This is a genomic window from Marinobacter xestospongiae (assembly GCF_023156385.1).
GTDB lineage: Bacteria > Pseudomonadota > Gammaproteobacteria > Pseudomonadales > Oleiphilaceae > Marinobacter > Marinobacter xestospongiae.
Genome location: NZ_JAKZAK010000015.1, coordinates 1 through 19,542 on the forward strand (window position 1 = coordinate 1; position 19,542 = coordinate 19,542).

Genomic DNA, 19,542 nt, shown 5'->3' on the forward strand with positions numbered 1-19,542 from the left:
CTCCCGAAGGGCTTGTCTCTGAGGGCTCTGAGCCTGTGTTGCCACTGTTTGATGTGGAACCACCACATCGGCACAGCAGCGCCTTGGTCAGAACCCTCAGAGACAAGCAGTAAGTTAACGAAGTAACCAGACGGGACACCAGGCTTTTCAACAACCCAGTCAGGCGGGATAAACACATGCCACAGCGCAATACCAACCTCACACATCACGCAACCGGGGTATTCGTCGATGAAAATCATTGGTGGACTGATCGGAGGCTTACTGGTCCTGGCACTGTTTCTGGGGCCGGCCTTTGGTCTGTACTACGTGTCACGGGACACTCTGGCGTCGTTGAGCTACGAAGGGACAGAAGAGGCCGTCATCACCGATTGTGAATCCATCCGGTTGTCGGGCTCGAGCCCTCGCTATCGGCGTGTGCCTGTGGCCGTCACGGAGTCCGGGAGGCGGGTGCGGGGTACGGTTGATGAAGTGCGATTTCTCTGGAAATGCGACGATCAGATCGGCAAGCCGGTCGAGGTGACGTTCGATCTGCAGAATGCGAGTGCGGCGACGATCAACAGCTTTCATCAGATGTGGTTCCTGCCGATGGTACTCGCCACCGTCTGCCTTGTGCTGTACCCGGCGATGATCAAGGGGTATGTGAAGAAATACCGTCGTTGGCGGCAGAACCAAGGGGGCTGATGACGCCCTCTTCACGTTCCGGCATTCAGGCGGCCAACCGACCGCCTGCCAGGGATCTCTGGTCAGAACGAGTAGCGCACCGTGGCCGTCAGGTTGCGAGGCGCACCGATGTTGTGCTGGCTCACCTGGGTGCGATAGCGCTTGTCGAGCGCGTTCTCCAGGTTCAGTGCCAGGCTCAGCTGCGGGTGCATCCGATAACGCGCCATCAGGTCCACCACCGCACGACTGTCCTCGCGGTACAGGGCCTTTTGTGCATCGCTGTAATAGGAGCCGTTCTCCCAGACCTTGCTCTGCCAGATCACACCACCACCCAGGGTCAAGCCCTGCAGGGTTTGGCTGAAGTCGTAGCTGGTGGAAAGCTTGAACTGGTTCTCCGGCACCACGGAGGTGTTGAGGCGGTTGTCATCCCCATCCCGGGTGATGACGTGGGTAAAGCCCCCGGCGAGTTGCCACCCAGGCGTCAGCTCGCCGCTCACTTCCAGCTCCCAGCCATTGGTCTTGGTATCACTGGCCGCAACATAGGCCTGACCACCGTCCGGCGTCAGCTTGTCGCCATCGGCAACCGCCAGGTTGTCCTTGAGGGTGTGGAATACCGCAGCCGTCGCATTCAGACGCCCGTTCATCAGCTCGGTTTTCACACCGACTTCGTAGTTCTTGCCCTGCTCCGGGTCCAGCGTAGTGCCGTCCTCATCCTCATTGCTCTGGGGATTGAAGATGGTGGTGTAGCTGGCGTAGGCAGACCAGTTGGGGACAAACTCGTAGACCAGACCCAGGTAGGGCGTGAACTGACCGCTTTCGTCCAGATCACTTTCCACATTGCGGTACTTGCTGACCCGACCGCCGAGGATGATTGCCAGTTCATCCACCGGGCGCAGCCGGGTGGTAACGTAGCCCCCGGACTGGCGAATGTTGGAGGTGCTGCGGCCAGAGGACTCAAACGGCAGGTGCTGCGTACTGCCATCGAACTCGTAAATGTTGTCCACCGGCACAACGTGGCGCCGGAAGCCCGGATCATCCTTCTCCAGCCGAGCCCAGTTGAAGCCGGCAGCCAACTCATGCTCCCGGCCAAACAGGGTGTAGTAGCCCGACAGGCTGCCGTCCAGCGTGTTCTGGGTCGGTTTGTCGATACTCTTGCCGAACGTCACCCCAGAGGAATTGTCCTCTGCCTGGATATCGTGGGCGGCCACGCCATAGAGTTGATCGCCGTCGATGCGGGTATGGGTCGCCGCCAACCTGGCTTCCCAGCCATTGTGAAAGCGGTGATCCAGGTTGGCGAAGAACGTGCTGTGGTCCATGTCGAGATAGGAGGATCTGGTGTACGGGTTATCAAACCCACTCAGATGGGTCCGGTTGCCGTCAGTGTCCGCATAGGGGAAGCCGTGCATGCTGGTCTGGCGATTGCGCATCCGGAAGTGTTCGATACCACCGCGCACCACCGTCTCCGCTGACAGGTCCGCCTCTATCACGCCGTAGAGCGTGCTTTTCTCACTGCTGGCCCGCTCCATCCAGGATTGGTTGTCAGTGTGGGCGGCGACCACCCGGGCACGCACACTGCCGTCCCCGGCCAGGGGACCGGACACGTCCACCTCGCCACGATAGCGGTCCCAACGGCCGGCCTTCACGCTCGCGTGTCCCTGGAACTCCCGGGTCGGCCGCTTGCGAACCAGGTTGATGGTGGCACTGGGGTCTCCGGCACCACTGAGCAGCCCCGTCGCTCCCCGCACCACCGTCATCTGGTCATAGACCGCCATATCGCGACCCGACGCACCACCGCGCCCCCGGAACCCGCCCAGGGCCGACGTATTGATGCCATCGAACTGGTAGTTGTTGATGCCAAAGCCACGGGAGTAGTAGGTGATGTAACCGGTTTCCGCATCCCCATGCTGGGACCGTAAGATGCCCACCGTCTGCTCCAGCGCATCGTTGATGGTGCGGACATTCTGATCGTCCATCTGCTGGCGGGTGATCACCGTCACCGACTGCGGTGTTTCCCGCAGGGTCAGCCCCAGCCCGGTTGCGGTGTCGCTCTCTCCGATCAGGGTATAGGAGCGGGTGTGCTCCGTGGCCATCGCCAGAGCCGTTGCCGACACCTCCACCGGCGCCAGGGCATGGTGTGCGGCCGGGATCACCGAGTAGCCTCCGTTTGCCGAGGCCAACGCCTGCAACCCGGTCCCCGCCAGCAATCGGGCCAGCCCCGCCGCTGCGGTATAACCGCCGTTCAGCCCCTGGCTATGCACCTCCGCAGCGTCCGCCGGCAACGACACCGCCACCCCGGCCTGGGCACGGAACTGCTTCAGCGCCGCATCCAGGGGCCCCGGGGCGATGGCGAACCGGACGGTTTGCTCCACGCGCTGGGACGCCGATGTCGACGACCCCTGGGCCACCGCCACCGGTGACAGGGTGGCGGCAGGCAGGATCGTGGCAAGACCCCACAACATCATGGAACACTTGGTTTTTCGTATCAGCATTACTCATTCCTTTTTGATGGTTCGGCAGCGTGTACGCAACGCCGCTACCAACAAAGACGAATGAGAATCAAAAACAACAACGCCCGGTGCGTCTTTTCTCAACCATCGCGCGACTACGCCTCCAGCAACGGCAGGAAGCCGTCGACCGTGTGGGTGACGTGCTTGCGGACGGTATTGACCGACACCCCGAGCTGACCGCTGATGGCGACGTAATTCATGCCCTCGAGCCGGGATAACCGGAAGATCTCCCGGGTGCGGGCACCAAGTTCACCCAACCGACTATCGATCGCCACCAGGGTTTCGATGAGGCTCTCCCGGGTCTCCGGCGAGCGCTCAAACACTGGCGGCTGCAACGTTAGGGAATCCACATACGCCTGCTCGTGACGGCGTCGACGGATCAGATCCACCATCAGGTTACGGGCGATGCGGCCCAGGTAGGCCCGGGGCTGTCGCAGCTCTTCGCACGGACGCTGCCTCAGCACACGGATAAAGGTGTCCTGGGCCAGCTCGGCGGCGGTCTCCGGACAGCAGAGTCGCTGAGTCAGCCAATTGCGCAACCAGCCATGATGCTCCTGATACAGCACCGCGATCTCCGCCTCCCAGTTCAACATTGCCGCCACGCACGCTCCCTCCGACCACACCAAAGCAAATGATTATCATCCGCGACAATATTACCTGAACTTAACGCTTCTCTGAACAACCGGGCCGGCTCCATGTTGATCACAAACAACTCGGTGCCAGACACACTTCCTGGCATTTCACAGCCTCTTCGCCGTCGCCTTGCCGTTACCAAACGGATCGAACCCGGTGTAGGCGCAGCACGATGCCCACCCTCGACTCTCGGCGAATGGACGAACCAGCAACCACACCCGATAATGCCCGCCCATTTTCATGCTCCGGACTAACCCGTGAAAGAGCTGCTCGACGACATCTGCCACCACGTCCGCCCACTTATTGGGCAGGGCCGGGTCGCCAACTACATCCCGGCCCTCGGCCGTGTGAACCCGGACCAGTTTGGTATCGCCATCTACAGTAACAACGGGGATCTCTATACCGCCGGCGATGCCAACCAGGCATTCTCGATCCAGAGCATCTCCAAGGTCTTCAATCTGATCCTGGCGATGCAGCACTGTGGGGAGGACATCTGGCAACGGGTGGGACAGGAACCGTCCGGGCAACCCTTCAACTCCCTGGTGCAGCTGGAGTATGAGGCCGGCATTCCCCGTAACCCCTTTATCAACGCCGGCGCCCTGGTCATCAGCGACATCAACTACGCCCACATTGCCGCCCCTCAGCAGGCCATGCGCTCGTTCGTCCGCCGCCTGTCCGGCAACTCCGAACTGCATTACGACCAGGCCGTGGCCGACTCGGAGTACGAGACCCGTGCCCGCAACGCCGCCATGGCCTACCTGATGCAGTCGTTTGGCAACTTCCACAACAACGTGGAGGACGTGCTGCGCTATTACTTCAACAACTGCTCACTGAGAATGTCCTGCATCGACCTGGCCCGGGCTTTCAGCTTCCTCGCCAACGGTGGCTTCTGTCGCCACAGCGACACCCAGATCCTGGCCCGAGGAGACACCAAGAAGATCAACGCGCTGATGGCCACCAGCGGGCTGTACGATGAAGCCGGCAACTTCGCCTATCGGGTCGGCCTGCCGGGCAAGAGTGGTGTCGGCGGCGGCATCGTGGCCATCGTTCCCGGCCAGTTCTCCGTCTGTGTCTGGTCACCGGAGCTGAACGAGGCCGGCAACTCCCTCGCAGGTATGGCGGCGCTGGAGATGCTGAGTGAGAGGATCGGTTGGTCGATTTTCTAGGGAACCCTAGATTAACTCCCTAGGCTGACAGCCGCTTCTCCATGTAATGGGTGCCGTCTGCCGTTTTCAATGCCTGAAACCCCAGCCGCTGGTACAGCACCACAGCCGGATTACCGGGAAACACTCGCAACCGCAGGCGCTTTATTCCAGCCTTGTGGGCCCGGGTTACGACATGTTCGATTGCCTGGGTTCCAATGCCCTTCCCCTGCCAACCGGGACAGACCTGCAGGTTCCGGACGTAGCATGCCAGATCGTCCCAGCCCAGCTGGATAACACCGATAACCTGTCCAGCCCCGGTGATCTCAAGGTTGTCCAGTTGCCGCCAGTCCCGCTCAAACTGCTCAGGGTCCCAGCTCATCCCGGCTTGAGAGTAATAGCTCGCCATATTGTCGCGACTAAGACCCTCTGCAAACGCCTTGTCCCGGGCCGGGCGAAACGCGATGGCACCGCCCGGGGGGATAGCCGCAGATCCAGCAAGACCAAGCCGTGAAAGAATGAACGATGCCCGCTCGGCAACGGAGCCGGTCGGAACCTCAATCACCTGATAGCCGTACTGTTGGTAGTTGGCAAGCATGTGTTCACAGGTTCGCTCCGCTTCAGCGAAACTCTGCTTTCGCTCTGCGTCGTTGACGAAGATCTCCTGCCAGGGTGGAAACAGGAACACCTGCAAGTGGTACCGCAGAGACCGACAGCGGTCTTCAAGACCGGGAGGAAGCGCCAGCCCTTCGAGTCGGGCATAGCCCAGGCAGTCGATCAGTCCCCGGTCAAAAAACACCGGATCAGCACACGCCAGATAAGCGCCATAGCGAGCCACTTCCGCCCGGATCATTTCCTCAAGAAAGGCTGCACGATCCAGCCACGGCAGGGCCTGCCCCTGTTGTTCAAGCTGCTGTCGAATCACCGCCCGCCCCACTTCCGGAGCACCGTCAAAGCCCTGCTGTTTGAGGTATTCAAGGGTGGTGGTCTTGCCGGAGCCAGGGCCGCCGGTGAAAATCACACAGCCAGCTTCTGAGTTGGACACGTACCTATCTCCCACGCTCACCGGTTACCGTGTGAATTCCGCATCAGCAGTGATCATATTCAAGCAAACGGCTTCTGCTGCATCAGCTTCTGAACCATGGGCCGCATGATCAGGTCCATGGCCAGGGACAGTTTGGTGCCGGGGATGACCAGGGTGTCGTGGCGGGAAACGCTGCTGCCGGCGATCATCTGCAGGAGGTAGGGAAAGTCCACATCCAGCGGGTCGCGGAAGTGGATGACGATCATGCTCTCGTCGTCGGTGGGCACCTCCCGGGCCACAAAGGGATTGGAGGTGTCCACCAGCGGGATACGTTGGAAGTTGATGTGGGTATGGGAAAACTGCGGCACGATGTCGTGGACGTAGTCGTCCATGCGGTTGATGATGGTTGTCACCACCGCATCCTGGCTGTAACCCCGCTTGAAGGTGTCGCGGTGGATCTTCTGTATCCACTCCAGATTGACGATGGGCACCACACCAATCAGCAGGTCGACGTACTGGGCGGTATTGAAGCTGTCACTGACCACACCACCGTGCAGTCCCTCGTAGAACAGCAGATCGGTGTCCGCCGGCAGCGCCTCCCATGGGGTAAACGTGCCCGGCTTATGGCCGCTGGCGATCAGTGCCCGGTCTTCGTCGTGGACGTATTGCCGGCTCTGGCCGCTCCCGGTGTGGCAGTAGTCGTAAAACAGCGCTTCGAGCTTGTCGATGTGGTTGGCCGCCAGAGCAAAATGGTTGCGCTCACCAAACTGGCCCTTGGCCGCCAGTCTGGCCATCTGCTCGCGGTTATAGCGGTGGAAGCTGTCACCACTGACCATCGCCGCGTGAATGCCCTCGGCAGCAAACAGTCGGCTGAAGATCTGCCCGGTGGTGGTGGTCCCGGCACCCGAGGAGCCGGTCACCGCAATGATCGGATGACGTCTCGACATACCCTCAGCCCAGCCTGTCCAGCAGCTGAGGCTTCTCGATGACATAGCCCTGGGCATAGTCCACACCGAGCTGGCGCAGGCCATCCAGGATCTCGCGGGTCTCAACCTGAGTGGCGATGACTTCCCGCTTCATGTAGTGGGCCATTTCCACCATGGACGCCACGATGGCGCGATCGGTCTGGCTGCTGGTGACCTGACTGGTAAAGGCACCGTCCAGCTTGATCAGATCCACGGGCAGACTGCGCAGCAGCTGATAGGAATTGGGACCGCTGCCGAAATTGCCGAGACAGAAACGGCACCCCAGCTCCTTCATCTCGCGAATGAACTCGGCCACGCCGGGCAGATCGTTGATGGCCGCCGCTTCGGTGATCTCGAACCACAGCCTCTCGATTGGCGCATCCTTCTGGCTGAGCTTGTCGTAGATGAACTCCAGTAACGATTCGTCGTTGAGTGAGTAACCGGACAGATTGATGCACACGCCCCCCAACTGCTCGGCCCGTACATCCGACTCCCGCAGCCAGTCCAGCATGTGGCCGACCACCCAGCGGTCCACCGCCTGCATGCGGTTGTAGCGCTCCGCCGCCCGCACAAAATCGCTGCCAGTGATCAGGTTGCCGGCATCGTCGTACATGCTGATCAGCACCTCATACTGGGACCCCATGCGGGCACCGGGATGCAGTGGAATGATTTTCTGGCAGCGCAGCAACATGCGCTCTTCGTCCAGGTTGCCAAGACTGGCAAGCTTGGCGGCAATCTGTTCCTGGCGGTTCTGCTCGGTCTCGTTCGCCGCGTAATAGGCCAGCCGGCCATCCCCCAGCCGCTTGGCGCTCTTGCAGGCATCATCCACCGCCCGTAACCAGCGCTCGGGGGTGGACAGGGACGGCAGGGGCGCGGCCAGACCGGCAGAGGCCGACAACTGGTAGCGACGCCCGGAGTGAACCAGCTCCAGCGCCTCGATATCGCGAATGACCTGCTCGGTCACAGTCTCGGCCTGCTCCGCTGGCAACAGCCAGGCGAACTCGTTGCTGCCGAACCGGGCCAGGGGCATGCCGCCGTCCACCCGGGACTGGAGGATCTCCGCCACCTGTCTCAGGGCGCCATCCCCGGCCTGGTAGCCGGCGGTGTCATTCAGCAGCCGGAACTGACGCAGGTCGAGCTGCACCAGGAAGCGTTCGTCCTCATGGCGCTCCAGCTGCTGTTCCAGCAGACGCTCAAACTCACGTCGGGCCAGCAGACCGGTGAGTTCATCGTGAGTGGACGCCCAGGACAGCTGATCGTAAACCTTGCGCACCATGCGATCGATGCTCTCGTCCACCAGCGGTCGGTCGTACTGGCTGTCGGGCACGATCCTGCCCGCTTTCATACGGCGGGCCAGTTCTTCAAGATCCAGCTCCACCACCCGCATACCCTGGTGGTTCACAAACACAAAGCGACTGAATTCCCGGGCCACCCAGACCAGGCGAATATACTGGGCGGTCTCCGGGGTTTCCTGATCCCGCAGCCAGTCGCCGGTGCGCAGCTGCTGGGCCCGGTGCAACCACCGCAGCAGGCTGTGTTCGCTGTTGCTGCCATCGTCGGTGCTGTCCCGGCTGCCCTCAGCCTCGGGCATGTCAACGTACTCCACGTCCTGATCCGGCTTGCGCACCAGGAACTGCTTGAGCTGGTCCCGGATCTGGGACGGCGGCAGGTGGTTGCTGGAGATGGACGCCAACCCGTCCTGGATCAACCGCAGCAGTTCCGGCAGGTTGATGTCGCTGTCGGGGTCTTCGCCGAAGGCAATCAGCAAGTCGATCACCGCCAGGTAGTCTTCCCACAACTGGCTGTCAGCCCCTTGGCGAATCCAGGTCAGCGACAGCAGGTCACGCCAGCCTCCATCAAGCAGACTGACGATGACCTTCGGCACCCGGCGACCGGCGAGACGCTGATCCAGCGCTTCAGCCACCGCAGTTTTGGATTCCGCCACCTTCTGGGCCCCTTCCGAGGCCGCCGTGACCCGCTCGACGTTGCGACGATAGACCAGGTTCTGACGCTCGATCAGGGTGTCCAACTCATGGACCACGTGCTCGAACACCCCGGTGTCCTGCTCAAAGTTGGTGGCAATCTGCTGCACCAGCTCATCGATACGGCGCTGGGTAACCGGATTGATCCGGCCGCCCTTGACGCTGAGCTGGGCCAGCCGATTGAGCACGCCCCGCACCGGGCTGTTTTCGTCATCGAAGAACGAGCGGTCACGCAGAACCACCTTCAATACCGGGACTTCCAGCTGCTTGAGGTGGCGCTGCACCGCCTCGTTGATACGGGGGCTCTCGGAAATACTGCTGAAGAAGCGGTCCACCACATCGAGGGCGTCCTGCTGCTCGTCATCGAGGCGACCGTCGGCATCGTCCCGCACCCGCGCCACCACCCGGTCTTTCAACGGCGTGTGGTCATCCGCCTTGGCGACAGCGGCCAATTGCAGTTGCTGCAGTTCACGCTGGAACTCCCCGGTGGACAGTGGCCTAGCGTTGGGTGGAAACGCTACCGGGTCCGAATCCCCCCGGGCCAGGCGACTGGCCTGCAGGGTAGACAACAGGTTGCGCACCGTGGCAAACGCCGACTGCGCGGCCTGGGAATGACTCTGGAACCCCAGTCCCGAGGCGCCGGCCTGGGCCGCGTCGGCGCGAGGCCTGGGAGTCGCCCCGACATCCGCCGGTGACGGCGTGGCCGGCGCTGCAGCAGGTTCGGCCATCGGCGGAGCCACTGTTTGCTTGCGCTCAGCCTGGGCGCTGACCGGTTTGCGCTCACTGAGGTACTTGCTGAGATCCAGATCCGGCAGGATGCCGTGACGAATGAGAATCTGATTCAGTTCCTGGTACAGCTCCGCCAGGCGGTTGAGCACCGTTTTCTCGAAGGTTTTCAGGCACACCTTCTCCACCGCCCGGCTGGCCTTGAGCAGTGCCAGGCCGGCATGGAAAGACTCGCAGATCAACGCCGGCCCCAAGGGATTCTGGTGGCCGGTGTCGTTACTGACACCGAGCTTGTCGAGGCGCAGTTTGAGCTGCAGCAGATCGCCACGGTACTGGGTGTCAGCCTTGGTCACCATCACCCGCAGGGTCAGCCAGTCCTCAAACTCGCCCTTTTCGACCAGCGACAGCTCACCGCCATCGGCACTCTTGCCGGCCGGCTTCAGGGGCGACGACAGGGCCTGGCTCATCTGGTGCCAGATCACCTTCTGGCGACCGGCCAACAGCCCCGAGGCATCGAGGAAGTCGTTCGCCTGCTGGTCGCTGGTGGCATGCTGCGCCGCTTCCTGCAAACTGGCGGTCATCTGACCGAAGCATTCCTGCATCAACGGTTCCAGATAGCGCACCACCGAGCGGGCACACTGGTGAAGCACAAACTGGACCCGCTCGCTGGGGGCGTTGAGGGCCGGACGCTCCTGTTCCTGCTCGGCCCCACACAGTTGCAGCATGGCAGCCACCGCCTCCGGCTTGATGCTGGCAAACGCCACGCCGGCAGCGCCTGAGGTGCGGCGCACCACATTGACCCGCAACTCATGGCGGGTCTGGCCATCGGCGGCGCGAAAGCGCACATCCACCGCATGGCTGTCGCCCCGCTGGAGCTGCTGCTCCATACGGCGTTCAGAGTCCGGGGAAAAGCGGATGTAGAGCCCTTCGGCGCAGAAGTCTGCGATCTGGCACGGCAGCACCGTGCCATCGTCCAGCACCAACTGAGCGGCGAGTTTGATAGCCCTGCGGGGACTGGAACGACGATCCTTGGAATCCATTGACGACCTGATACCTGGCGAAGCCGATACGAGAGTGGCGGTGCCCTCCCGCTTCCTTGTTCTGACCCGGCGTGGCAACTGCCACCCGGATTACGTTGGCTGTAGTATAGCGGCTACCAAGGTAGGAGAAAAAACCCGTGATTTTGCGTAGCCTTCCAGTACATGCAGACGCTCTCGCCGTATGGTCCCGACGCGGTTGCCTGCTGGTGCTGGCATTGCTGATCTCCGGCCTGCTTTGCGGCTGCTCGTCGCTGCGCTACTACCAGCAGGCCGTCGCAGGTCAGCTTGATCTGATGTGGTCCGCGCGTCCGGTGAGCGAGGTAATTGCCGACCCGGACACCGATCCTGCGTTGCGTCAGCGCCTGGAGCAGACCCAGGCGGTCCGACGTTTTGCCCGCGACCAGCTGGCACTGCCGGTGGGCGACGCCTACCGCGACTTCGTCGCCCTCGACCGCCCCTACGTGGTGGTCAACGTGGTGGCAGTGCCGGAGTTTTCCCTGCAGCCCCACCAGTGGTGTTACCCGGTGGTGGGTTGCCAGGCCTACCGCGGCTATTTCGATCCGCAGATGGCCAGGGCCGAGGCCCAGACTTTCCGGGATCAGGGCTTTGACACCCTGGTCAGCGGCGTCACCGCCTATTCCACCCTGGGCTGGTTCGACGATCCCCTGCACAGCGGATTCACCCGCCTGCCCAGTGAGCGCATGGCCGCCCTGCTGTTCCACGAACTCGCCCACCGGGTGGTGTACGTCGCCGGCGATACCGCCTTCAATGAAAGCTTCGCCACGGCGGTGGAACTGGCCGGACTGGAACTGTGGCTCAGCCGGCAAGGTGAACAGGCGCGTTTCCAGGCCACCCTGGCGCGCCTGGAGCGGCGGGACCAGACCCTCGCCCTGGTCGCCGCCGCCAGCGAGCAGTTGCAGGCGTTGTACCACAGTGAAGACCCACTGCCGCCCGAGCAGCTGCGACAACACAAGGCCCGCATCCTCTCCGAATTGCGTCAGGCCTATCTGGCCAAAACCCGGGAATGGCACGCGCCGGGTCCGTTCGGGCTATCGCCGCCGGCATTCAACAACGCCCACCTGGCGCTGTTTCGTCAGTACAACCAATACCTGCCGGCCTTTCGTCAACTGCTGCGCGAGCATGACCATCATTTTGCCGACTTCTATGACGCTGTCAAAACGCTCGCCGCACAACCCCCAGCGCAACGGCAACGCCGGCTGCACACGCTGGCTACCGCCGCTGCCGGCCAACCCGATCCGGATCATGGGGACTCCGATTAACGGCGGATCACCTCAGGCCCTCAGAGCGGTTTGACGAACACCTTGGAGTTGCGCTGGGCGTTGTAGGTAGCCAGCTTCGGGCCAGGCAGTGCCTGCACCGTGGAGGGCTGGAAGCCACGCTCGCGAAACCAGTGCTCGGTCTGGGTGGTCAGCACAAACAGCCGCTGGATACCCTGGCGTCGGGCCATCTGCTCCACCGTGGCGAGAATGTCATCACCACGACCGGCGCGGCGGTAGGCCGCATCCACGGCGAAACACGACAACTCACCCGCGCGTTCGTCGGGAAAGTGGTAGAGGGCCGCACAGCCAACCACGGTACCATCCCGCTCCGCCACCACAAAACGGTCGATCTCAGTTTCCAGCATCTCCCGGGAACGGCGTACCAGCACCCCCTGCTCTTCCAGCGGCCGGATCAGCTCCATGATGCCGCCGATGTCTTCCACCCCGGCGGCGCGAATCTGCTCGTAGGTGTCGCCACTGACCAGAGTGCCGGAGCCGTCGCGGGTGAACAGTTCTTCCAGCAACGCACCGTCGGCGGCGTAGCTGATGATATGGGCCCGTTTGACGCCTTTGACACAGGCATCGCAGGCAGCCCGCAGCAGGTCGGCATCGTCGCCGGTCAGGCGCCCGGCGGCCAGCCGGTCAGACGCCTGGCGGGCGGACAGCTCCCGCACCAGAGCACCTTCCTCGTCGAGCACGCCCTGGTGGCGAGTGAAGATGATCAGTTTCTCCGCCTGCAGGGCGGCCGCCACCTGACTGCCCACGTCCTCGTAGGAGAGGTTGAAGACGTCGCCGGTGGCCGAATAGCCCTGGGGCGGTACCAACACGATGTGACCCAACTCCAGCAGCCGTTCGATGCCTTCGACGTCAACCCGCCGAACCTTGCCGGTGTAGCCGAAATCGACCCCATCCAGCACCCCGACCGGGCGCGCCGTCACAAAGTTGCCGCTGCTGACCCGGATGCGGGCGTTGTGCATGGGGGAGTTCACCAGCCCCATGGACAGCTGGCTCTCCAGGTGGCTCCGCAGGCCGCCGATGGCCTCCAGCACCAGCGGAAGCTGGCCTTCGCCGGTAATACGCAAACCACGATGGAAGCGGGACGACTCGCCGGCTTGATCCAGCCGTCGCTGGATCTGGCTGCGGGCGCCGAAGGTGATCACCAGACGGATGCCCAGACTGCTGAGCAGCGTCAGGTCATGAATGATGTTGATCAGATTGTCGTGGGCAATGGCATCACCGCTGATGGAGAGCACCACAGTACGGCCACGATGGGTATTGATGTACGGCGACGAGTGACGGAACCCGTGCAGCCAGTCATTCGATTTCAAGGAGTTACTCCAGGCAAAAACGTTGGATCAACTGCCGCAACAGAGTCACCGTGGGGGCCACCTGGGACAGCGCCAGGAACTCATCCGGCTGGTGGGCCTGGTCGATCGAGCCCGGCCCCAGCACCAGGGTCTCCATGCCCAGTTTCTGCAGCCAGGGCGCCTCGGTGGCGAAGGCAACCGCTTCCGCGCGATGCCCGGTCAGCGCCTCACAGGCCTTGACCAGCTCGGCGTCGGCAGCAGTCTCGAACGGCGGCACGCCATCGAACAGCGGCTCGAAGGTGAGGTCCAGTTGACGCGCCCGGGCCAGCGGCTGGAGCCGCTCCAATATGGCCTCGCGCAGCTCGGTCATCGCCATGCCCGGCAATGGCCGAAGGTCGAAATGCAGCTCGCAGCGACGACAGATGCGGTTGGGGTTGTCGCCACCGTGAATGCAACCAAGGTTGAGAGTCGGCACCGCCACCTCGAACGCCGGGTTGCGGTAACGGGCCTGCCAGTCTGCCCGCAGCGCCAGCAGCTCACTCATGGCTTGGTGCATGCCCTCGAGGGCATTGCGGCCCAGCGCCGGATTGGAGGAATGGCCAGACTGACCCTCGAACGCCAACCGCTCCATCATGATGCCCTTGTGCATACGGATGGGACGCAGGTTGGTAGGCTCGCCGATCACCGCATAGCGGGCCTTGGGGTAGCCGGCTTCCGCCAGTGCCCGGGCGCCGTCCATCGAGCTTTCCTCGTCGGCGGTCGCCAGCAGGATCAGCGGCTGCTTCAGCTTTTTCCCCGCCAGCTCCCGGGCCGCCTCGATGGCCAGGGCGAAGAAACCCTTCATGTCGCAGGTGCCCAGGCCGTACCAACGATCATCCCGCTCCGTCAGGGTGAAGGGATCACTCTGCCAGCGGCTGGGGTCGTATGGCACGGTATCGGTGTGGCCAGAGAGCACCAGACCACCGGGACCGCTCCCCAGGGTGGCCACCAGGTTGAACTTGCCATCCCGACCAGGGACCGGCAGCACCTCAGTGCGAAAGCCCAGGGGTTGGAGCCATTCCTCCAGCAGGTTGATCACCGCAGCGTTGCTCTGGTCCCAGTCCGGGGAAGCACTGCTGACCGACGGCAGCGCAATCAGCCGGGCCAGCATGGTCTGGATGTCCGGCGGGGTTGCCACCGGGTTTGCCTGGGTCATCACCGTTCTCCCATCGCTGCTGTCCATCACCACTGTCCATCACCACCGCATGACCACCGTATCACCACGGCGCCATCACCACGGCCCGGTCGCCGGTACTTTATCGGGATGATGGCTGGCCACCTCGCCGCCACACTTCCAGGGTGGCCACGGCGCGAACCATCATCGGGTAGGCCACTTCGCCGCCGTCCACCGCCCGCGCTACTTCCAGCTCCCGGTCATCGGCCCGATCCAGACGGCCCTGGACGGTTCGGCCATTGTTCAGAGTAACCCGAACCCGGTGGCCAAGCCATTGCGAGGCACTCTCCACCGTCACCGTTCGCCAACCCGGCTGGGTCAGACTGCGGTCCCGGGGCACCACCGGTTCGAGGGCCTCGGTGGGCAGCTCGGAAACGGCGGCAGCCACCCGGTTCAGGAACAGCCCGGGGACCTCGGCGCCGTTGTACCGTGCCGCCAGTTCGGCACCGTCGTTAGTCGTGCCGTCAGCTCCAGAGTCCGTATTGGCCGCGCGGACCGGCAGTCCCCAATGGCCCTGGCGCGGGTCCAGCACCACCACCAGCTCGCCGCCGTCGGCCAGCCAGCGTCGATAGAGCGCCTGCAACTGGCGACTGGGCGCCAGCCCGGCCTGCCGGAAACGGGCCTTCAGCGCCGCCAGCGCCGAGGCGGTCCACTCGTCAACCGCCAGCCCGGACTCCCGGGCGCAGTAGGCAGCGATTTTCCGCATGGTGCCACCATCCCGCAGTGTCAGGGTCAACGGACCGGGGGCGTCCTGCCACAGCGACTGCGGCTCCAGCAACCGGAACCGGGCGCCGGGCCAGTCGATCTCGATACTGCCGGTGCCATCGGTCACCAGCTCGGCATGCAGCCGGTCGGGGCTTTGTCGCAACAGCGCTTCACCACTCACCTCGGTGATGCCGATGCGCACCAGGTCGCCGCTGCCCAGGCGCTGACGATGGTCCGGTCCGCATACCGGTGCGAAGGAATCGTTGCCGCCATTGTCGCCAGCGCTGACCCAGCTGCGGAACATCGCGGCGTCCAGCGCCAGACCAACGTCCCGGGCCTGAAACTCCCAGTGCGACGGCAAACGGGCCGGGTCGGCCAGCAGTTGCAACAGCGCCCACGGTGACGAGGCATCCAGCGAGGCCTCGCCAATCTCCAGAGGCTGGGTCAGGTGGAAGGACTGGTAGCCGTTACCCCGCAGGGTCAACTGACCAGCCACGCTGGAATGGATACTGCCCCACTCCAGCACGCCAAACGATTCCAGCTCGGCGCGGGCCTGCTTCAGGTCCTGCTCCGTCAGCCACCACACCGCCGCCTTGTAGGCCCCGAAGACCACCAGGGCCATCAAAACCAGCGTCACCAACAGTTTCTTCACTCTGGCCTCCCTACATCCTGTCCCGGTCTGCCAACGCCACTGCGATCAGTGCCGGGAAATCAGGGTGCCGACACCTTCGTCGGTAAAGATTTCCAGCAGGGTGGCGTGGGCCACCCTGCCATCGATGATGTGGGAGGTCCGTACCCCACTCTCCACCGCGTTCAGGGCGCAGCGGATCTTCGGCAGCATGCCGCCGTGGATGGTGCCGTCCTCAATCAGGTCGTTCACTTCCTGGGCGGTGAGCCCGGTCAGCACCTCACCGTCCTTGCTCTTGAGCCCGGAGACGTTGGTGAGCAGGATCAGCTTCTCGGCTTTCAGCGCCTCAGCCACCTTCCCCGCCACCAGATCGGCGTTGATGTTGTAGGACGCGCCGTCTTCGCCGACCCCAATGGGGGCGATCACCGGAATCACATTGCTGCGGGTCAGCATGTCGATCATCTCGACGTTGACCTCCTGCACCTCGCCAACGTGACCAATATCGATGATCTCTGGGCGGGCCAGTTCGTCCGCGTGGTTTTTCACTTCCAGCTTGCGGGCGCGGATCAGGTTGCCGTCCTTGCCGGTCAGCCCCACCGCCGTGCCACCCTGCTGGTTGATCAGTGACACTATCTGCTTGTTGACCTGACCACCGAGCACCATCTCCACCACGTCCATGGTTTCGCTGTCGGTCACCCGCATGCCGTTGACGAAGTGAGACTTGATGCTCAAACGTTCCAGCAGCTCACCGATCTGCGGACCACCACCGTGCACCACGATGGGATTGATACCCACCAGCTTCATCAGCACCATGTCACGGGCAAAGCTGCGCTGCAGGTCCTCATTCTCCATGGCGTTACCGCCGTACTTGATGACCACCGTCTTGCCGGTAAACCGTTGGATGTAGGGCAGGCCTTTGCTCAATACCGCAGCCACCTGCATTGCCGTTTCACGATCCAGTGCCATTCTCTGCCTTACTCATCGAAGTGTTGTTGGGGTGGGCCGGCGGCCGTTGCCTGCCGGCCCTGGGTAGGGAGCGATTCAGAATTCCGCCACCAGGTCCGGGGCGACTTTCTGGAGCTGTTCCCGGAACACGGTCTTGATGCGTTCCAGGGCATCGCCGGACTCCGCCTCGAAGCGCAGTACCAGTACCGGCGTGGTGTTGGAGGCGCGACACAGGCCCCAGCCGTCCGGGTAATCCACCCGCACACCGTCAATGGTGCTGATGCTGCCATCGCCGAAGTCACCTTCGCTGCTGAGTTTCTCCACCAGCGAGAACTTGCTGTCCTCGGTCACCGCCACGTTGAGCTCCGGGGTACTGACGTCCTCGGGGAAGTCGGCAAACACCTCGTCGCTCTGGCGGTCTTCCACCCCGAGGATCTCCAGCAGGCGGGCGGCGGAATAGAGGCCATCGTCAAAACCGTACCAGCGTTCCTGGAAGAAGACGTGACCGCTCATTTCCCCTGCCAGCAGGGCGCCGGTTTCTTTCATCTTCGCCTTCATCAGCGAATGGCCGGTTTTCCACATGATCGGCCGGCCACCGGCCTCGTTGATCACACTGGCCAGGCGGCGACTGCATTTGACGTCGTAGAGCACGTCCGAGCCCGGGTTGCGGGAGACCACGTCGCGGGCAAACAGCATCATCAGCCGGTCTGGCCAGACAATCTTGCCGCTGTTGGTCACCACACCCAGACGGTCGCCGTCGCCATCGAACGCCAGACCAAGGTCTGCGCCTTCACTTTTGACCCGTTCAATCAGGTCACTGAGGTTCTCCGGCTTGCCCGGGTCCGGATGATGGTTGGGGAAACTGCCATCAACTTCGCAGTACATCGGAATGACTTCACAGCCCAGCTCTTCCACCAGGATCGGTGCCAGTTCGCCGGCAATGCCGTTGCCGGCATCCAGCACCACCTTGAGCGGTGCCGCCACGGCGATGTCGCCAAGTATCCGATCGAGGTAGGGACGACGGACGTCTTCCTGACGGCTCTGGCCCTGCCCCGTGGCGAAATCGCCGGTCTGGATGCGTTGCAGCAGCCCCTGGATGGCGTCGCCGGACAGGGTGTCCCCGCCCAGCATCATCTTCAGGCCGTTGTAGTTGGCCGGATTGTGGCTGCCGGTCACCATCACCCCGGAACCGGTTTCCAGCTGGTGGGTGGCGAAGTACAGCACCGGCGTGGGTACCGCGCCGATGTCGATCACGTTGCAACCGGTTGCCATCAGGCCATTGCCCAGGGCCACGGCCAGCTCGGGACTGGAGTGACGGCCATCGTAGCCGACACAGAGGGTATCGAGGCCACGCTGGCGTGCCTCGCTGCCAATGGCCCGGCCGATGGTTTCCACCACCGCCGGCGTCAGCGTCTCACCGACAATGCCGCGGATGTCGTAGGCGCGGAAGATGCCCGCATCAACCGACACCTGGGCCGCCGGCTGTTCCTCGATTCCGAGTTCATCCGCCGCACTGTCCAGGCTGTCACCCAGGCCCAACAGGTCGTCGTCGCCGTCCAGCATGTCGATGTCCAGCATATCCTTGTCCTGGAACAGCGGTTCTTCGGCTGCTGGCGCCGCCTTGGCGCCTGCGGCCGACTCGGAGGCAGGGGCAGCAGCCCGCGCAGCGGGCTTGGCTCGTGCGGCTTCAGCAGCCTTGAGCAGCCGCTTCTCAATCGCCTGGGACAGGCGCTGGAGCACATCCGCCATGGTCGCCAGGGTCTCCCAGGACATGGCGGGCAATTTCTGGCGCTCGCCACTGAAGGTCTTCTGGGCCCACTGGATCAGCGCCGTGGACTCCTGACGCAGGGACTTCTGGGCCTGGCCCAGCAACAGCCAGACGACCACCGCGGCCACCAGCAGCGGCGCTACCACCATCGCCAGCGCCAGCATCGGGTTGAGCACCGGAGCCAGGCTCATACCCGGAGTCACCTGCAGGGTCCAGTTGGGGATGTCGAGACTGCGTTCCACCACGGCACCCTGGCCGGAGCCCTGGGCCACCACGGTATTGGTATTGCCGGATACCGTCTGCACCAGGGCCACCCGGGCACTCTGCTCTGCACTAGCACTGGTCAGTGCCGGCGCCAGGATATCCGCGTTCATCACCACCAGCAGACTGCCTTCCACCGCCTGACTGGTCGGGTTCCTCACCGGCGCGGCAATCTGCACAAACCAGTTACCATCCCGGGGGAAGGCATCCGGATTCAGCGCCCGGCCGGACTCGGCACGACGCGCCAGGTCCAGGCTTGCAAAGCCAAGTCGAACCGACCCCACCGCCGAGCGGGGCACCCGGCCATAGGGGAACAGGTGGACTTCCTGAATCCCCGGCATCAGCCGTTGCAGATCGGCACTGATCTGCTGGGTGGCCGCCTGGTTGCCCAAGGCATCACGGACCTGATCCAGCTCTGACATCCCACCGACCAAGGCCTGAAGGCCTGCCACCCGCTGCGCAAACCGGGCTTCGGCCTGGTCCGCCAAACGCTCCACCACCGCCTGCTGGCGGCGATTCTCCGCCGGCTGGAACACCAGCAGGTAGAGCAGGGCTGCGGCGACCGCGGCGGCAATCACCACCACCGCAGCCTGCATTCCGGCGACACTGCCGAGTCGCTTCAGGGAAGGCTCCCCTTTACCTTTGTCGGCTTTTCTCTTCTGCTTGGCAGAAGCGTCCTTTTTGTCTTTCGGCTTTGCCGGCACGTCGTCGTCCGACGCCTTTTTCTTCCCCAGTTTCATAGCCAACCCTGCATGC

14 protein-coding genes are annotated in these 19,542 nt (G+C 63.2%); 3 read left to right on the plus strand and 11 right to left on the minus strand.

Annotated elements, in window-relative coordinates; translation table 11 throughout:
- The coding region (locus tag MLD24_RS11695; RefSeq protein ID WP_248166774.1) for a hypothetical protein at positions 1 to 239 on the minus strand (239 nt) is incomplete at its 3' end.
- Here MLD24_RS11695 and MLD24_RS11700 point away from each other — a divergent pair.
- On the plus strand, positions 229 to 681 hold the full coding sequence (locus MLD24_RS11700; protein WP_248166775.1) for a hypothetical protein: 453 nt from the start codon (positions 229 to 231) through the stop codon (positions 679 to 681). The genes MLD24_RS11695 and MLD24_RS11700 overlap by 11 nt on opposite strands.
- Positions 682 to 743: 62 nt before the next feature.
- Here the strand turns inward: MLD24_RS11700 and MLD24_RS11705 are convergent, their stop codons facing one another.
- Together MLD24_RS11705 and MLD24_RS11710 are read right to left on the minus strand one after the other, a co-directional pair.
- Positions 744 to 3,149: a TonB-dependent siderophore receptor gene (locus MLD24_RS11705; RefSeq protein WP_248166776.1), complete on the minus strand. Its 2,406-nt coding sequence runs from the start codon at positions 3,147 to 3,149 to the stop codon at positions 744 to 746.
- Positions 3,150 to 3,262: 113 nt separating this feature from the next.
- The gene (locus MLD24_RS11710; protein WP_227176030.1) at positions 3,263 to 3,760 is read right to left on the minus strand and encodes a sigma-70 family RNA polymerase sigma factor; all 498 of its coding nucleotides are present in this window, start codon (positions 3,758 to 3,760) and stop codon (positions 3,263 to 3,265) included.
- 297 nt (positions 3,761 to 4,057) lie between these two features.
- Between MLD24_RS11710 and glsB the strand changes: the two genes are divergently transcribed.
- Entirely contained in the window at positions 4,058 to 4,966 is a 909-nt protein-coding gene (gene glsB / locus MLD24_RS11715) for a glutaminase B (protein WP_248166778.1), read from the plus strand.
- A 19-nt stretch (positions 4,967 to 4,985) separates the two neighbouring features.
- Here the strand turns inward: glsB and MLD24_RS21690 are convergent, their stop codons facing one another.
- The 3 genes from MLD24_RS21690 to MLD24_RS11730 are packed head-to-tail and all read right to left on the minus strand — an operon-like array spanning position 4,986 to position 10,679.
- The gene (locus MLD24_RS21690; RefSeq protein WP_248166779.1) at positions 4,986 to 5,987 is read right to left on the minus strand and encodes a GNAT family N-acetyltransferase; all 1,002 of its coding nucleotides are present in this window, start codon (positions 5,985 to 5,987) and stop codon (positions 4,986 to 4,988) included.
- 59 nt (positions 5,988 to 6,046) lie between these two features.
- The gene (locus MLD24_RS11725; RefSeq protein WP_248166780.1) at positions 6,047 to 6,913 is read right to left on the minus strand and encodes a phosphoribulokinase; all 867 of its coding nucleotides are present in this window, start codon (positions 6,911 to 6,913) and stop codon (positions 6,047 to 6,049) included.
- A 4-nt stretch (positions 6,914 to 6,917) separates the two neighbouring features.
- A complete protein-coding gene (locus MLD24_RS11730) occupies positions 6,918 to 10,679 on the minus strand; it encodes a DUF1631 family protein (protein ID WP_248166781.1) in 3,762 nt (1,253 codons plus the stop codon).
- Between the two features lie 137 nt (positions 10,680 to 10,816).
- Between MLD24_RS11730 and MLD24_RS11735 the strand changes: the two genes are divergently transcribed.
- A complete protein-coding gene (locus tag MLD24_RS11735; RefSeq protein ID WP_248166782.1) occupies positions 10,817 to 11,959 on the plus strand; it encodes an aminopeptidase in 1,143 nt (380 codons plus the stop codon).
- 20 nt (positions 11,960 to 11,979) lie between these two features.
- Here MLD24_RS11735 and argA read toward each other — a convergent pair whose 3' ends face one another.
- From argA to MLD24_RS21590, 5 genes are all read right to left on the minus strand, one after another.
- On the minus strand, positions 11,980 to 13,287 hold the full coding sequence (gene argA / locus MLD24_RS11740) for an amino-acid N-acetyltransferase (RefSeq protein WP_227173804.1): 1,308 nt from the start codon (positions 13,285 to 13,287) through the stop codon (positions 11,980 to 11,982).
- A 4-nt stretch (positions 13,288 to 13,291) separates the two neighbouring features.
- Positions 13,292 to 14,461 carry an acetylornithine deacetylase gene (gene argE, locus MLD24_RS11745; protein WP_248166783.1) on the minus strand — a complete coding sequence of 390 codons (1,170 nt, stop codon included), beginning with the start codon at positions 14,459 to 14,461 and terminating at the stop codon, positions 13,292 to 13,294.
- Positions 14,462 to 14,561: 100 nt separating this feature from the next.
- Complete coding sequence (locus tag MLD24_RS11750; protein WP_248166784.1) at positions 14,562 to 15,836, minus strand: acetylornithine deacetylase; 1,275 nt, start codon at positions 15,834 to 15,836, stop codon at positions 14,562 to 14,564.
- Between the two features lie 45 nt (positions 15,837 to 15,881).
- A complete protein-coding gene (gene argB, locus MLD24_RS11755) occupies positions 15,882 to 16,778 on the minus strand; it encodes an acetylglutamate kinase (protein ID WP_248166785.1) in 897 nt (298 codons plus the stop codon).
- 75 nt (positions 16,779 to 16,853) lie between these two features.
- Entirely contained in the window at positions 16,854 to 19,526 is a 2,673-nt protein-coding gene (locus MLD24_RS21590; protein WP_282450612.1) for a phosphomannomutase/phosphoglucomutase, read from the minus strand.
- Between the last annotated feature and the right edge of the window lie 16 nt (positions 19,527 to 19,542).

Coding starts and splice junctions, on each gene's coding strand:
- MLD24_RS21590 (WP_282450612.1), bottom strand. CDS start 19,526: ATGAAACTGGGGAAGAAAAAGGCGTCGGACGACGACGTGCCGGCAAAG.
- argB (WP_248166785.1), bottom strand. CDS start 16,778: ATGGCACTGGATCGTGAAACGGCAATGCAGGTGGCTGCGGTATTGAGC.
- MLD24_RS11730 (WP_248166781.1), bottom strand. CDS start 10,679: ATGGATTCCAAGGATCGTCGTTCCAGTCCCCGCAGGGCTATCAAACTC.
- MLD24_RS11700 (WP_248166775.1), top strand. CDS start 229: ATGAAAATCATTGGTGGACTGATCGGAGGCTTACTGGTCCTGGCACTG.
- argE (WP_248166783.1), bottom strand. CDS start 14,461: ATGACCCAGGCAAACCCGGTGGCAACCCCGCCGGACATCCAGACCATG.
- MLD24_RS11710 (WP_227176030.1), bottom strand. CDS start 3,760: ATGTTGAACTGGGAGGCGGAGATCGCGGTGCTGTATCAGGAGCATCAT.
- MLD24_RS11705 (WP_248166776.1), bottom strand. CDS start 3,149: ATGCTGATACGAAAAACCAAGTGTTCCATGATGTTGTGGGGTCTTGCC.
- MLD24_RS11725 (WP_248166780.1), bottom strand. CDS start 6,913: ATGTCGAGACGTCATCCGATCATTGCGGTGACCGGCTCCTCGGGTGCC.